Source organism: Massilia sp. Mn16-1_5 (genome assembly GCF_004798585.1).
In the GTDB taxonomy this organism is placed as follows: Bacteria; Pseudomonadota; Gammaproteobacteria; order Burkholderiales; family Burkholderiaceae_D; genus Telluria.
Window position 1 is genome coordinate 65,689 of the sequence record NZ_PPXQ01000013.1, and the last position, 14,841, is coordinate 80,529.

General features: G+C 64.6%; 16 protein-coding genes. 13 read left to right on the forward strand and 3 right to left on the reverse strand.

The genetic code is table 11. The annotated features are described in order from the left end of the window. Positions 1-182 precede the first annotated feature (182 nt). Genes C2862_RS16575 through C2862_RS16600 form a run of 6 tightly spaced genes read left to right on the forward strand, consistent with a single transcriptional unit; the run spans position 183 to position 4,816 of the window. The gene (locus C2862_RS16575) at positions 183-836 is read left to right on the forward strand and encodes a YqgE/AlgH family protein (protein ID WP_373888259.1); all 654 of its coding nucleotides are present in this window, start codon (positions 183-185) and stop codon (positions 834-836) included. A 15-nt stretch (positions 837-851) separates the two neighbouring features. Beyond that, a complete protein-coding gene (gene ruvX / locus C2862_RS16580; protein WP_136221244.1) occupies positions 852-1,244 on the forward strand; it encodes a Holliday junction resolvase RuvX in 393 nt (130 codons plus the stop codon). Then, on the forward strand, positions 1,231-1,761 hold the full coding sequence (gene pyrR / locus C2862_RS16585) for a bifunctional pyr operon transcriptional regulator/uracil phosphoribosyltransferase PyrR (RefSeq protein WP_136221245.1): 531 nt from the start codon (positions 1,231-1,233) through the stop codon (positions 1,759-1,761). The genes ruvX and pyrR overlap by 14 nt, the downstream gene beginning before the upstream one ends. Beyond that, entirely contained in the window at positions 1,742-2,719 is a 978-nt protein-coding gene (locus C2862_RS16590; protein ID WP_136221246.1) for an aspartate carbamoyltransferase catalytic subunit, read from the forward strand. Before pyrR ends, C2862_RS16590 begins: the two co-directional genes overlap by 20 nt. A gap of 11 nt (positions 2,720-2,730) precedes the next feature. Next, the gene (locus C2862_RS16595; RefSeq protein WP_136221247.1) at positions 2,731-4,011 is read left to right on the forward strand and encodes a dihydroorotase; all 1,281 of its coding nucleotides are present in this window, start codon (positions 2,731-2,733) and stop codon (positions 4,009-4,011) included. A 46-nt stretch (positions 4,012-4,057) separates the two neighbouring features. Continuing rightward, entirely contained in the window at positions 4,058-4,816 is a 759-nt protein-coding gene (locus tag C2862_RS16600; RefSeq protein ID WP_136221248.1) for a lysophospholipid acyltransferase family protein, read from the forward strand. Here C2862_RS16600 and C2862_RS16605 read toward each other — a convergent pair. Further along, positions 4,813-5,658, reverse strand: coding sequence for a symmetrical bis(5'-nucleosyl)-tetraphosphatase (locus C2862_RS16605; protein ID WP_136221249.1), 846 nt, complete (start codon positions 5,656-5,658; stop codon positions 4,813-4,815). The two genes, C2862_RS16600 and C2862_RS16605, sit on opposite strands and share 4 nt — an antisense overlap. A gap of 170 nt (positions 5,659-5,828) precedes the next feature. Here C2862_RS16605 and rfbA point away from each other — a divergent pair, with 170 nt between their 5' ends. The 7 genes from rfbA to C2862_RS16640 all read left to right on the forward strand — a co-directional run bounded on the left by rfbA (position 5,829) and on the right by C2862_RS16640 (position 12,996). Next, on the forward strand, positions 5,829-6,716 hold the full coding sequence (gene rfbA, locus C2862_RS16610) for a glucose-1-phosphate thymidylyltransferase RfbA (protein WP_136221250.1): 888 nt from the start codon (positions 5,829-5,831) through the stop codon (positions 6,714-6,716). A 232-nt stretch (positions 6,717-6,948) separates the two neighbouring features. Next, on the forward strand, positions 6,949-8,049 hold the full coding sequence (locus C2862_RS16615; RefSeq protein WP_136221251.1) for a glycosyltransferase family 4 protein: 1,101 nt from the start codon (positions 6,949-6,951) through the stop codon (positions 8,047-8,049). A 77-nt stretch (positions 8,050-8,126) separates the two neighbouring features. Next, the gene (locus tag C2862_RS16620; RefSeq protein ID WP_136221252.1) at positions 8,127-8,438 is read left to right on the forward strand and encodes an H-NS family nucleoid-associated regulatory protein; all 312 of its coding nucleotides are present in this window, start codon (positions 8,127-8,129) and stop codon (positions 8,436-8,438) included. 327 nt (positions 8,439-8,765) lie between these two features. Further along, on the forward strand, positions 8,766-10,151 hold the full coding sequence (locus tag C2862_RS16625) for a phosphomannomutase/phosphoglucomutase (protein ID WP_136221253.1): 1,386 nt from the start codon (positions 8,766-8,768) through the stop codon (positions 10,149-10,151). 15 nt (positions 10,152-10,166) lie between these two features. Then, positions 10,167-11,147 carry a lipopolysaccharide heptosyltransferase I gene (gene waaC, locus C2862_RS16630; protein ID WP_136221254.1) on the forward strand — a complete coding sequence of 327 codons (981 nt, stop codon included), beginning with the start codon at positions 10,167-10,169 and terminating at the stop codon, positions 11,145-11,147. Next, positions 11,144-12,412: a lipid IV(A) 3-deoxy-D-manno-octulosonic acid transferase gene (gene waaA / locus C2862_RS16635; protein WP_136221255.1), complete on the forward strand. Its 1,269-nt coding sequence runs from the start codon at positions 11,144-11,146 to the stop codon at positions 12,410-12,412. Before waaC ends, waaA begins: the two co-directional genes overlap by 4 nt. Before the next feature lie 47 nt (positions 12,413-12,459). Beyond that, the gene (locus C2862_RS16640; protein WP_136221256.1) at positions 12,460-12,996 is read left to right on the forward strand and encodes a YcxB family protein; all 537 of its coding nucleotides are present in this window, start codon (positions 12,460-12,462) and stop codon (positions 12,994-12,996) included. A gap of 172 nt (positions 12,997-13,168) precedes the next feature. On the opposite strand, the gene C2862_RS16645 is transcribed toward C2862_RS16640, so the two are convergent. Next, positions 13,169-14,104, reverse strand: a complete 936-nt coding sequence (locus C2862_RS16645; RefSeq protein ID WP_136221257.1) for a M48 family metallopeptidase — start codon at positions 14,102-14,104, stop codon at positions 13,169-13,171. Positions 14,105-14,148: 44 nt separating this feature from the next. Then, positions 14,149-14,841, reverse strand: a complete 693-nt coding sequence (locus C2862_RS16650; protein WP_136221335.1) for a 1-acyl-sn-glycerol-3-phosphate acyltransferase — start codon at positions 14,839-14,841, stop codon at positions 14,149-14,151.

Here is a 14,841-nt window from a genome sequence, read left to right on the forward strand (position 1 = left end):
AGGGCGCCCCATTTTACGGGCTAGGATCGAAGCCTTGCACCCCTCGATGGTCCGAATAGCGGGTCATCGGTCGCGCGCGCAACGGCCCCAAAATGGCCGGTGGCGCGTTTCAGTGTAAACTATCGAAAAGCCTAATGTTGTTGTCTGGATACTTGTAGAGCGAGCCAACAGAGAGTCAGCGTATGAAGAAAAGTAAAATCGGCACAACTCTGCCCATGGCCGGCCTGCCGCAGGGAGGCGAAACGCTCGGCAATATTGGCCCGGCGCCATCAGGGTTGAACTTGGCCAATCATTTCCTCATCGCCATGCCTTCCATGGAAGACCCGATCTTCGGCGGCGCGGTGGTCTATATCTGCGAGCACAACGAGAAGGGCGTGCTCGGGGTCGTCATCAACAAGCCGACCGACATGACGATGGAGGTGCTGTTCGACCGCATCGACCTGAAGGTGGCGGAAGGCCTGCGCGCGCATGTCGTGGACGAGCCGATCATGTTCGGCGGCCCGGTCCAGGACGACCGCGGCTTCGTGCTGCACAGCCCGGGCGGGCGCTATTCCTCCTCGCTGAACGTGACCGACGAAGTCGCCTTCACCACCTCGATCGACGTGCTCGAGGCGGTCGCCAGCGGTGCCGGTCCGGCGCGCATGCTGGTGTCGATCGGCTACGCCGGCTGGAGTCCCGGCCAGCTCGAAGAAGAAATTTCGCGTAACGGCTGGCTCACCGTGGGCGCCGACGCCCACGTGCTGTTCGACCTGCCGATCGAGGAGCGCTATAACGCCGCCATCAAACTGCTGGGCATCGACCCGATGATGCTCGCCACCGAGGCCGGCCATGCGTGACGTCGGTTGATATCGATGGTTGATATCGTTCTAGGGTTCGACTTCGGCATCAAGCGTATCGGCATCGCGATGGGCAATACGCTGACCGGGCAGGCGCAGCCGCTCACGGTCATCAAGGCCATCGACAACGCCACCCGTTTTGACACCATCGGCAAGCTGATCGACGAATGGCGCCCGGCGCGCCTGGTCGTCGGCGAGCCGCGCCATCCCGACGGCGCCGAGCACGACATGACCCTGCGTGCGCGCCGCTTCGCCAACCAGCTGAACGGCCGTTTCAATTTGCCGGTCGAACTGGTCGACGAGCGGTATTCGTCGGCCGTGATCCCCGCCAAGCGCGGCGAGATCATCGACGCCAAGGCCGCCGCCATCATTTTGCAACAGTACTTTGACGATCATGCCAACAACTAAACAAGACTTCGATGCCGAGGCGCTTTACCGCGCCCTGCTCGAACAGGTGCGCGCGGGAATGCGCGACGTGCCGGACGCCGCCATCGTCGGCATCCATTCGGGCGGCGCCTGGCTGGCCGAACGCCTGGCCGGCGACCTCGATCTTCAATCCCGGCTCGGCTTCATCGACGTCTCCTTCTACCGCGACGACTACGCCAAGAAGGGCCTGCATCCGGACGTGAAGCCGACCCACATCGGCTTCAACGTCGATGGCGCCACCATCCTGCTGGTCGACGACGTGCTCTATACGGGCCGTACCACGCGCGCGGCGATCAACGTCCTGTTCGACTATGGCCGCCCGGCCTGCATCAAGCTGGCGGCGCTGGCCGACCGCGGCGGGCGCGAACTGCCCGTGGCGCCGGACTTCGTCGGCGTGACCACCACGCTCGAAGGCGCGCAACTGCTGTCGCTGGCACGCGACGCGTCCGGCCAACTCTCGCTCACGATCGAAGAAGACAATGCCGATTCTGCACAATAACCCGCAACTGAACAAAAACGGCGAGCTGCAGCACCTGCTCACCATCGAAGGCCTGCCCAAGGCGATCATCAACCACATCCTCGACACCGCGCAGAGTTTTGTGAGCATCTCCGACCGCGAGGTGAAAAAGGTGCCGCTGATGCGCGGGAAAAGCGTGTTCAACCTGTTCTTCGAGAACAGCACGCGCACCCGCACCACCTTCGAGATCGCCTCGAAACGCCTGTCGGCCGACGTCATCAACCTGAACATCCAGGCTTCCTCGACCACCAAGGGCGAATCGCTGCTCGACACCATCGACAACCTGGCGGCCATGCATGCCGACATGTTCGTGGTGCGCCACGCGCAGTCGGGCGCGCCCTACCTGATCGCCAAGCACCTGAACGACAGCGGCCAGAAGGACATCCACGTCGTCAACGCGGGTGACGGGCGCCATGCGCACCCGACCCAGGGCCTGCTCGACATGTACACGATCCGCCACTACAAGCAGGACTTCACGAACCTGCGCGTGGCCATCGTCGGCGACATCCTGCACAGCCGTGTGGCGCGTTCGGACATCCATGCGCTCACCACACTGGGCGTGCCGGAAGTGCGCGCCATCGGCCCGCAGACCCTGCTGCCCGGCGGCCTGGAACACATGGGCGTGCGCGTGTTCAACGACATGGACGAGGGTTTAAAAGACGTCGACGTCATCATCATGCTGCGCCTGCAGAACGAGCGCATGTCGGGCGCGCTGCTGCCCTCGGCCCAGGAGTACTTCAAGAGCTACGGCCTGACGCCGGAGCGCCTGGCGCTGGCGAAGCCGGACGCGATCGTGATGCACCCCGGGCCGATGAACCGCGGCGTCGAGATCGATTCGGCGGTGGCCGACGGCAAGCAGGCGGTGATTCTGCCGCAGGTCACCTTCGGCATTGCGGTACGCATGGCAGTGATGAGTATTTTGGCGGGAGGCAGAGCTTGAACTTCGCACGGATGAAACACCATATCAAGAACGGGCGCCTGATCGACCCGGCAAACAACATCGACCGCGTGGCGGACCTGTTCGTCGCAGATGGCAAGGTAGCCGCCATCGGGGACGCGCCTGCCGGCTTCACTGCCGACAGCACGATCGACGCCGCCAATCTCGTGGTCGCCCCTGGCCTCGTGGACCTGTCGGCGCGCCTGCGCGAGCCTGGCTACGAATACAAGGCGACACTGGAATCGGAAATGCGCGCGGCGGTGCAGGGCGGCGTGACCTCCCTGGTCTGCCCGCCCGACACCGACCCTGTGCTGGACGAACCCGGCCTGGTCGAGATGCTGAAGCACCGCGCGCGCAACCTGGACCTCGCCAACGTGCACCCGCTGGGCGCGCTAACCATGGGCCTGAAAGGACAAGCGCTGACCGAGATGGCGGAACTGACGGAAGCCGGCTGCATCGGCTTCGCCCAGGCCGAAGTGCCGATCCTCGACACCAACGTCCTGCTGCGCGCCCTGCAGTACGCGAAAACCTTCGGCTATACGGTATGGCTGCGTCCGCAGGACGCGCACATCGGCCGCGGCGGCGTGGCCCACAGCGGTCCGCTGGCCTCGCGCCTGGGCCTGTCCGGCGTACCGGTGATGGCCGAGACCATCGCCCTGCACACGATCTTCGAACTGGTGCGCTCGACCGGCGCCAGGGTCCACCTGTGCCGCCTGTCGTCCGCTGCGGGCCTGGAGCTGGTGCGCGCCGCGAAAAAGGAAGGCCTGCCGGTCACCTGCGACGTCGGCGTGCACCACCTGCACATGACCGATGCCGACATCGGCTTCTTCGATTCGAACGCGCGCCTGACCCCGCCGCTGAGGAGTGGCCGCGACCGCGATGCGATCACGGCCGCTCTGCTGGACGGCACCATCGACGCCGTCTGCTCCGACCACACCCCGGTCGACGACGACGAGAAGCTGCTGCCTTTCGCCGAAGCCTCCCCCGGCGCCACCGGCCTGGAGCTGCTGCTGTCCTTGACCCTGAAATGGGCGCAGGAGCAGCGCGGCCAGGATGCGCTGCCGCGCGCGCTGGCGATGATCACCTCCAGCGCCGCACGCACCGCCGGCCTGCCCGCAGGCCAGCTGGGCGTGGGCGCGCAAGCCGACATCGTCGTCTTCGATCCGGCCAAGCGCTGGAAGGTGGAGGGCGCGGCCCTGGCCAGCCAGGGCAAGCACACGCCTTTCCTCGGCTTTGAGGTGAGCGGCCAGGTGCAGGCGACCATCGTCGGCGGACGCATCGCCTACCAGCGTTGAGAAAACGGGGCGCGTTCGCGGGCCCCGTTTTCCCTGTATTTATCTCATGACCCGACTTCGCCTCGCCTTGCGCCTTGCGCGCGTGATCGTCCACCTGCTGGCCGGGCTGGCGACCTGCGCGCTCGTCTTCCCCTGGGCCAGCAGCGGGCTGCGCGACGCGGCCACCCGGCGCTGGTCGCGCCGCCTGCTGGCGATCTGCAACGTGCGCGTGGAAAGCGCGTCCGGCGCACCGGCGCTGGAACACGCGCTGTTCGTGGCGAACCACATCTCCTGGCTCGACATCTTCGTCCTCAATTCGCTGCATCCCTGCCGTTTTGTCGCCAAGGCCGAGATCCGCAGCTGGCCGGTGCTCGGCTGGCTGGCAAGCGCCGCCGGCACGGTCTTCATTGCGCGCGGCAACCGGCGCGAACTGCGCCACATCTTCAAGGGCATCGTCGCGGTGCTGGAGCAGGGCGAGCGCGTCGCCTTCTTCCCGGAAGGGACGGTCGGCCAGCAGGGCAGCGTGCTGCCCTTCCATGCCAACCTGTTCGAGGCCGCGATCGACGCGAAGGTGGCGCTGCAACCCTGCGCGCTGGCCTACCTCGATGCGAACGGCGGCTGGCACCGCGGCGTCGACTACATGGGCGAGGTGACTTTCGTCGACAGCCTGCTCACGATCCTGAAAGGCGCGCCGGTCAGGGCGCGCGTGGCCTGCCTCGCGCCCCTCGAGGGCAGCGGCGCGCATCGCCGCGAACTGGCACAGGCGGCGCAGGATGCGATCCAGGCGGCCCTGCTGGGCACTGCCGAAGGCCAGACGGTCGGCTAGGCCTTGCCGCTGTGCGGGCGGTACTCGGGGCAGTCCACCTGCAGCAGGCCGCGGTCGTCGAGGCAGACGGCGGTCAGCTTGCCGCCCCAGACGCAGCCGCTGTCCAGTCCCACCAGGTTGGGGCGCAGGATCAGGCCCAGCGCCGACCAGTGGCCGAACACCACCGTCACGTCCATCGTGCGCCGTCCCGGCAACTCGAACCAGGGCAGCAGCCCGGAGCCGATCGGACCGCTCTCGCTTTCCTTGTGCGCGAAATCCATGGTCCCGTCGGGCAGGCACAGGCGCATGCGGGTAAGGGCGTTGACGATGCAGCGCAGGCGGTCGATACCCTGCAGATTGTCGTCCCAGCGGTCGGGCTGGTTGCCATACATGTTGGCCAGGAAGTCGATCCAGCCCGGGCCGCGCAGCACCTCTTCGACCTCGCCGGCCAGCGCCATCGTCTGCGCCGCATCCCACTGCGGCGCGACGCCGGCATGCACCAGCAGGTGGGCGTCGACGAACATCGCCAGCGGCCGCTGGCGCAGCCAGGCCATGAGTTCGTCGCGGTCGGGTGCGGCCAGGATTTCCTCGAGTGTGTCGGACTTGCTGGCCTTCTGCGCGCCGGCGGCCACCGCCAGCAGGTGCAGGTCGTGGTTGCCGAGCAGGGCCTCCACGCGGCCGGTGCTGCTTTCAGCCAGCGCCTTCATGCGCCGCAGGGCCAGCAGCGATTCCGGGCCGCGGTTGATCAGGTCGCCCACGAAAAGAATGCGGGCGTCGCCCCTGGCGTCCTGGGCGATCTTGTCGAGCAGGGCTTCGGCCTCGTGGGCGCAACCCTGCAGGTCGCCGATGACATAGGTTTTCATAAGCTCGTTTCCTGCCGCCTGGGATACGGGTGCCGTGGCGGATATTCTTGTTGGATAATGCCGCCATCGCAGTAATGCGGACGGATGTGCCGTGGGGGCATACTAAATGATTTTGCCGGGGTGCGTCGTGTTGCGGACCGGGCGCCTGGACAAGGAAGACAGGGGGCAGCATGAATGCACGCAAGGGAATCATCCTGGCCGGCGGATCGGGCACGCGCCTGTATCCGATGACGACGTCCGTGTCGAAGCAGTTATTGCCGGTGTATGACAAGCCGATGATTTATTATCCGCTGACCACGCTGATGCAGGCGGGAATTCGCGAGATCCTGATTATCTCGACCGCGGAGGATCTGCCGCGCTTCGAACAATTGCTGGGCGATGGCGCGCAATGGGGTTTGTCCCTGCATTACGCCGTGCAGCGCGCTCCCGAGGGAATCGCCCAGGCCTATCTGATCGGCCGCGCATTCCTGGCCGGCGGACCGGCGGCATTGATTCTGGGCGATAATATCTTTTATGGCCACGGCCTCGAACAGACCCTGGTGGCGGCCAGCGCACATCCCGATGGGGCGACCGTATTTGCTTATCATGTGAACGATCCGCAGCGTTATGGCGTGATCGAATTCGGCGCGGACGGCAAGGCCTTGTCGATCGAGGAAAAGCCGCACATCCTGAAATCGCATTATGCGGTAACCGGGCTGTATTTCCACGATGGCGGGGTATGCGATATTGCTGCCGGCCTGCGCCCCTCGGCCCGGGGAGAACTCGAAATCACCGATATTAACCAGGCTTATCTGTCGGCCGGGCGATTGCAGGTCGAACTGATGGGGCGCGGCATGGCCTGGCTCGATACCGGCACCCATGAATCCTTGCTCGAGGCCTCGCAATTCATTGCCACCATCGAAAAGCGCCAGGGGCTGAAAGTCGCGGTGCCCGAGGAAATGGCATTCCGGATGGGCTATATCGATGCAGCGCAACTGCAAAGCCTGGCCGAACCGGTGCGTCATACCGGATATGGCCAATATCTGCTGCAATTGCTGAAAGAAGGCGTACTGAAATAAGCCGGTCTCCGGCGTTGCGATGGCGCCGCATTTCGCGTTGCCGGCACGCTGCCGCACGCGATCTGGCGCAATTTCCAACACTGTACAGACGCTACACTGGCGTGCCCGTGATGAGGGTGCTTATCCGGTTAGAATAGAACCGGCCTCTGTGCATGCACGCTGACGTGCATCCTCCGCCGCTGCCGCAGTGCCTGAGCGGCCGCCTGATGCGCTGTGGAACCGCGGGATACCCATGTTTTCATTCTTCGTCGGCTTCGTCTGCTCGGCCCTGCTGACCCTGCTTGTAATCAAGCAGGCGAAGTTGCGCGGCCTCGCCCTCGACACCGACTACAAGGGGGTGCAGCGCGCGCATACGCACCTGGTGGCGCGGATCGGCGGCTTGCCGATCTACCTCTCGGTGGTGCTGGCCGCCGCGATCTCGATCGCGCGCCAGCCGGTACCGCTGCAGACGCTGCCCGTGTTGCTGTTATGCGCCTTTATCGCCTTTCTCGGCGGCGTGCTGGAAGACTATACCGGCGCGGTGCGGCCCTCGCGCCGGCTGTTTCTCACGATGGCCGGCGCCACGCTGGCTTACCTGATGCTCGATGCGAAAATCGAACGCATCGACCTGCCATTCGATCTCGTCATCCTCGCGTCAGGCTGGCTGGCCTTGCCGCTGACGGTATTGGCGGTGGCGGGGATTGCGAATGCCGTGAATATCATCGACGGCTTCAATGGCCTGGCCAGCATGGTCACGATCTGCATGCTGCTGTCGCTGGCCTATGTGGCGCTGCAGGTGGACGACATGTTCGTCCTGATTACGGCCCTGATGGTCGCCGGCGCCACTGCCGGCTTCCTGATCTGGAATTATCCGGTCGGCCTGATTTTCCTTGGCGACGGCGGCGCCTATTTCATCGGATTCATGCTCGGCGAGCTGGCGCTGCTACTGGTAATGCGCAACCCGGAAGTGTCGACCTGGTACGCGGCATTGCTTCTGATTTATCCTGCATTTGAAACAATCTTTTCCGCTTACCGACGTATGTTTGTGCGTGGAAAATCTCCTGCAGTTCCTGACGGTATTCACTTGCACAGCCTTATTTTCAGGCGTATTGTCAGGTGGACTATCGGTAAAAAGGAGGCGCGCGCCCTGTTGCAGCGAAATGCACGGACATCGCCTTATTTGTGGTTGTTTTCACTGATGGCCGTCATCCCTGCTACATTGTTCTGGAAAAATACAATCGTCTTGATAGTATTCTGTTTATTGTTCGTAATCAGCTATCTGTGGTTGTATGCGCGTATTGTTCGATTCAGATCCCCCAGATGGCTGATTTCGCGCAAGAAGGACTGGCAATAAATTGCCAATGTAGTATATTGCGACATTTGGTGAGATTTCACCTGAATTGGACTAAACCCAACTTTCGAGGAACGATGATGGATCTGTCAAATATGTCGGTTGGCGATTTGCGCAACCTGCAGGAGCAAATCAAACAGGAAATGAAACAGCGCGAGCACCAGGAAGTGCAGCAGGCACGCGAGCAGATCCTGGCGATTGCTCAAAAGGTGGGCGTGCCGCTGAAAGACCTGATCAATACTCCTGCGCGCGGAAGCAAAACGGGTTCGGTCGCAGTGCGTTATCGCCACCCGGACAATTCGTCGCAGCAATGGACTGGCCGCGGCCGCCAGCCGAAATGGGTCAAGGAATGGGTCGAAGGCGGCAAGTCGCTCGACAAACTCCGCGTCTGAGGGAACCTCGATAAACCTACTGCGCGTCGGATTGTCGGCCTGCGGTGCTCGCTGTACTACTCGTACAGCTCCGCTCCTCGGCCAACACTCCTTCCGCTCGCTACGGTTTCTCGAGGTCCCGTTACGCTAACTAGTATTCTGCTGCAAAAACGTCAAAAACCTTATTTACGTTACCGGCGCTCGCTGGTAACGCACCCTAGCCGGCCATCGGATTTCTCGATGGCCGCGCTTGCCGCTACAATACTCCCTGTTTTGTCATCCTCTCATCATTGGCGTTGGCCGCTCTCCGGGGCAGGCATGACGGCGCTCGACTCTTCAAGGTAGAACATGGTTGCTCTCTCAAAGACGATTTTCAAGGCTTATGACATTCGCGGCGTGATCGACAGCACGCTCGACGCCGGCGTGGCACGCAGCATTGGCCAGGCCTTCGGCCAGGCGGCGCTGGCAAAGGGAGAGCGCAAGGTCGTGATCGGCCGCGATGGCCGCCTGTCGGGCCCGAGCCTGGCCGCAGCCCTGGCCGAAGGCCTGCAGGCCGCCGGTGTCGACGTCATCGACCTCGGCATGGTTGCCACCCCGATGGTGTATTTCGCCACCAATGTGCTGGAAGGCACCCGCTCGGGCATCATGGTCACCGGCAGCCACAATCCGCCCGACTACAACGGCTTCAAGATGGTGCTCGCCGGCGAAGCAATCTACGGCGATGCGATCACCGGCCTGTACGAGAGCATCCAGGCGCATGACGGCAGCAGCGCCGCGGTCAAGGGCAGCTACGGCACCCACGACATCCGCGCCGCCTACCTCGAGCGCATCATTGGCGACGTCAAGATCGCGCGTCCGATCAAGATCGCGGTCGACTGCGGCAACGGCGTCGCCGGCGCCTTCGCGGGCGACCTGTACCGCGGCATGGGCTGCGAAGTCATGGAACTGTTCTGCGAAGTCGACGGCCACTTCCCGAACCACCATCCTGACCCGGCGCATCCGGAAAACCTGCAGGACCTGATCCGCGCGCTGCAGACCAGCGACGCCGAGATCGGCCTGGCCTTCGACGGCGACGGCGACCGCCTCGGCATCGTCACCAAGGATGGCCACATCATTTATCCGGACCGCCAGATGATGCTGTTCGCAGCCGATGTGCTGTCGCGTAATCCGGGTGCCGAAATCCTGTACGACGTGAAGTGCACGCGCCACCTGGCGCCGTATATCGAACAGCACGGCGGCCGTCCGCTGATGTACAAGACCGGCCACTCGCTGGTGAAAGCCAAGCTGAAGGAAACCGGTGCGCCGCTGGGCGGCGAAATGAGCGGCCACATCTTCTTCAAGGACCGCTGGTACGGCTTCGACGACGGCCTGTATTCGGGCGCGCGCATGCTCGAGCTGCTGACGAAGACCGACGACCCGTCGGCCCTGCTGAACGCGCTGCCGATGGCGATCAGCACGCCGGAATTGCATCTGCACCTGAACGAAGGCGAGAACTTCGCGCTGATCGACAAGCTGCGCCTTGAGGCCACCTTCCCGACCTCGGAAAAGATCAACGACATCGACGGCCTGCGTGTCGAGTACCCGGACGGCTTCGGCCTGGCCCGCTCGTCGAACACGACCCCGGTCGTGGTGCTGCGTTTCGAAGGCGAGAACCCGGAAGCGCTGGCACGCATCCAGGACGAGTTCCGCAGCGTGATCCTGGCCGCCAAGCCGGATGCCAAGCTGCCGTTCTGAATCGGTTTTAAAGAGATGAAGATTCTGCTGGTGCGGGTGTCGTCCCTGGGCGATGTCCTGCACAACCTGCCGATGGTGGCCGACCTGCTGCGCCACCATCCGCAGGCGACGATCGACTGGGTGGTGGAAGAGGGCTATGTCAGCCTCGTGCGCCTGAATCCGCATGTACGCAAGATCATTCCGTTCGCGCTGCGGCGCTGGCGCAAGGGCTTGCGCAATCCCGCGGTACGGGCGGAAATCAAGGCCTTCTTCCGCACCTTGCGCGACGAGGAATACGACCTCGTGTTCGACACCCAGGGTTTATTGAAAACCGGGATCATCATGGGCGCCGCGCGCGTGCGCAAGAGCGGACGCAAGGTGGGTCTCGCCAATGGCAGCGAGGGCTCCGGCTACGAGGGCATCTCGCGCATCTTCCATACCGAGAGCATCCCGCTCGATCCGCGTACGCATGCGGTCGCACGGGGGCGCCTGGTTGCCGGCGCGGCGCTCGGCTACGCCGTCGATACGCCGCCCGACTTCGGCCTGCCGCCGCCTGAAACCGCGCAACGCCCCGACTGGCTGCCACGCGAACCGTATGCTGTCTTCTTCCACGGTACCGCGCGCGACGCCAAGAAGTGGGCTCCCGCCAACTGGATCGCCACCGGACGCGCCTTGTCTCCGATGCCGGTGCTGCTGCCCTGGGGCTCGGAGGGCGAAAAGCGCGAGGCCGAAGCGCTTGCCGCCCAGCTGCCGAATGCGCGCGTACTGCCGAAACTGTCGATGATGGATGCGGTGACGCTGGCGCAGCAGGCGGCGCTGGCCATCGGCGTCGATACCGGCCTGACCCACATCGCGGCCGCCTTCTACCGGCCGACGGTGGAGATCTACGCCGACTCGCCGAAGTGGAAGACCGAGGGTAATTGGTCGCCGCGCATCCTCAACCTGGGCGAGAAGGGCGCGCCGCCTTCCAGCGCTGATGTGATCGCCGCCGCGCGCCGCCTGCTGGAAGCGCAATGAACCGCACGCTGTACTCCTTCCTGTGGTGGCTGGCGCTGCCCATCGTGCTGGCGCGCCTATGGTGGCGCGGGCGCAAGGAGCCCGGCTACCGCGCGCAGTGGGGCGAGCGCCTCGGCTTCTATCCGGCCGTGCCGCGCGTGCCCATGACTTTCATGGTGCACGCCGTGTCGGTGGGCGAGACGCGCGCCGCGCAGCCCCTGGTCGAAGCCCTGCTGGCGCGATGGCCGGACAGCCGCGTGCTGCTGACCCACATGACCCCGACCGGCCGCGCCACCGGCCGTGCGCTGTTCGCGCAGCATGGGGCACGGGTCATTCAATCCTATCTTCCCTACGACACCGGCTTCATGGTGCGCCGCTTCCTGCGCCATTACACGCCGCGCATCTGCATCCTGATGGAGACCGAGGTCTGGCCGAACCTGATCGCCGGCTGCGCCGCGCAGCAGGTGCCGGTGGCGCTGGTGAACGCGCGCCTGTCGGAGCGTTCGCTGCGCCGCGGCCAGCGTTTCGGCACCCTGATGTCGGGCGCGGCGCGCGCGATCACGGTCGTGGCGGCGCAGACCGAGGACGATGCTGCGCGCATCCGTTCGCTCGGCGCGCCGAAGGTAGCTGTCACGGGCAGCATCAAGTTCGACGTGGTGCCGCCGCAGGCCGCGCTCGATACCGGCGCATGGCTGCGCGCGCGCTGGGCCGAGCGGCCGGTCTTCCTGTGCGCCAGCACGCGCGAAGGCGAGGAGGCGCTGATCCTGGACGCCTGGACGCGCCTGCAGGACAAGCCGGAGCGCGCGCTGCTGGCCATCGTGCCGCGCCATCCGCAGCGCTTCGAGGACGTCGCGCAGCTGGTACGCGCGCGCGGCCTGAGGCTGCAGCGGCGTTCGGAAATGACCGACGCTGCGGTCGATGCCGACGTCCTCCTGGGCGATTCGATGGGCGAGATGTTCGCCTATTACGCCGCCTGCGATTGCGCTTACATCGGCGGCAGTCTGCTGCCCCTGGGCGGACAGAACCTGATCGAGGCCTGCGCGCTGGGCAAGCCGGTGCTGGTCGGCGAGCACACTTTCAACTTCCTGGATGCGACCGAGGAAGCGGTCGCGGCCGGTGCAGCCTTGCGCCTGCCTGATGCGGACAGTCTGCTGGCGCAGGCCGTGCGCCTGTTATGCGACACGCATGCCCGCGAGCGCATGGGCGCTGCCGCGGCCGCTTTCGCAAGCCGCCACCGTGGCGCAACCCTGCGCACTGTTGAACTCTTGCAACAGGAATTCGACTAGGTTTTGATACCATTGCTTTTTGAGTTCGGCAGAAAAAGGGGATGCGCATGTCGTCGTTAAATCACCCGGGACCGGCCGGTAGCAACAAGCCGATGACCATGGTGGCGCATGGAGCGACCGATGGCGGCGAAGGCATTTTTGGTTCCGCGAACACGCCCTCCCTGCCGACGGTCGGCACCAAGCTGGGCGACCTGCATTTCTTCGTGCGCTACTCGCTGCGCGAATATATCGGCTTCATGTGGCAGCATGGCGGCTTCCTGATCCGCCGCCGCCGCATCCGCTGGCCGGCCAGCCTCTACCTGCGCATCAAGAGCACCGCCAGCGCGGCCCTGAACTTCGTCCTGCTCGGACGCGGACGCCGCACCTACGAATTCACCATCGACGAACACGGCATCGTGCGCACCAGCGGCGGCGTGACCCTGATCGGCTGGTCCGACGTGACGGCCGTGCGCACCTATTCGCGCGGCTTCATGATGGTGCTGAAACGCGGCACGCTGCCGATTCCGTTTCGCTGCCTGAACGAGGCGCAGCGCGGTGCGATGCGCGGGCTGGCGGAGGCGCGCCGGGACCACGTGCTGCGGTAACGTGGTCTGCTGACGTGCGTTGAACGCGTGGGCGGGGAACCCGCCCACCCTACGGGTCTGACGTATGCTGAACGCGTGGACGGGAGACCCGTCCACCCTACATCGACCTGTTCCTGTGACTCGTAGGGTGGACGGCTTTGCCGTCCACGCGTTCAATTAGCCTTCGTTCCGCTCAATCCGTGAACAACACCGGCATCTCGTGCGAGCGGCGCCGCAATTCCAGCCGCGCGCCGTCGTAATCCGCATACACCGAACCCACCACCGCCCAGAAGCGCGGGCTGTGGTTCATCTCCTTCAGGTGCGCCAGTTCGTGCACCACCACGTAATCGAGCAGCGGCAGCGCATAGTGGATCAGGCGCCAGTTCAGGCGGATGCTGCCGCCGATCGTGCACGAACCCCAGCGCGTGCCGGCCGAGGACAGGGTCAGGGCGCTGTAGCGCACATCGAGCTGGGGCGCATAGAAGTCGAGGCGTTCGACGAACAGGCGCTTGGCCTCGGCTTGGAACCAGAGCTTGACGCGCTCCTTCAGCTGCCATTCCGACAGGCCCGGCGTCACGCCGATATTGAGCTCGCGGGCCTCTCCATCGAACACGCAGTGGCTGCGCGCGGCCGGCTGCAGGCGCAGCGTGATGTCTCCGCCCAGGTAGGGCAGGCGCGCGCCGTCTTCCCATTTGATCGGCGGACGCTCGGCGCGCTTGGCGCGGCGCTCGCCGCGCTCATGCAGCTTGGTCAGGATCCAGCGCTGCTTGGCGCGGATCGCATTGTCGATGTCGGTCAGGATGGCGCGCCGCGGCGCCGTCACGTGCAGGCCGTCGTCGTCGATCATGAAGCCGATCGAGCGTCGCGACGAGCGTTTCAGTTCGTAGTCGACCGCATAGTGGCCCAGCACGATGCGGCGCAGGGGCGGATCGTCAGGGCTACGGGGAGGCGAGGGAAGCGTGATGCGCGGCGGCGCGGGCGGCGCCTTGAACAGCGGTTGCGGAGGCGGCGGAGGCGGCGGCAATGCGACCGGCCTTGCGGCCGGCGCCAGCGCGGCGAACGGGTCCTGCGTGGCAGGACCCTGGCTAAACAGGTCCAGCTGGGACCCGGCAATCTTGGGGGAATTCATGGCGTGCAGAGGTGGAGATGCTTTGACGTGCGCGCCGACTTCGTTCAGCCACCGGTGTAGACGTGGGGCGAAATGACGCGCATTTCTGATTCTATCCAATTTTCGACCTCTTGCATCAGACTGTCGGGAGTATGGTGTTGTGGCGAGATCGGCTTGCCGATCGAGACCGTCACGAGCCCTGGCCGCTTGATGAAGGAATTCTTCGGCCAGCACTCACCTGAATTATGCGCGATCGGCACGACAACGGCTTGGGTTTCCACCGCAAGACGTGCACCGCCGCTCTTGTACTTTCCCTTTTTTCCAACAGGTATACGCGTCCCCTCCGGGAACATGATGATCCACTGGCCGTCGGCCAGGCGCCGCTTGCCGTGGCGGACCACGTGGGCGAAGGCGTTCTTGCCCTCGCTGCGGTCGATCGGGATCATGCGCAGCAAGGCCATCGCCCAGCCGAAGAAGGGGATGTAGAGGATTTCCTTCTTGAAGACGAAAACCAGCGGGTGCGTCAGGTTCGGCAGCAGGAAGATGGTCTCCCAGGCCGACTGGTGCTTCGAGAGCACGATCGCCGGCGCGTCCGGCAGGTTCTCGTAGCCCTTGAACTGGTAGCGGATGCCGCAAATGACCTTCGCGCACCAGATGATGAAGACGTTCCAGCGCGAGGTCACCCAGAAGCGCTTGTTATAGGGCAGGGGAGCGGCCAGGAAGCAGACGCAGGCCCAAACCACGGTGGCGACCACCAT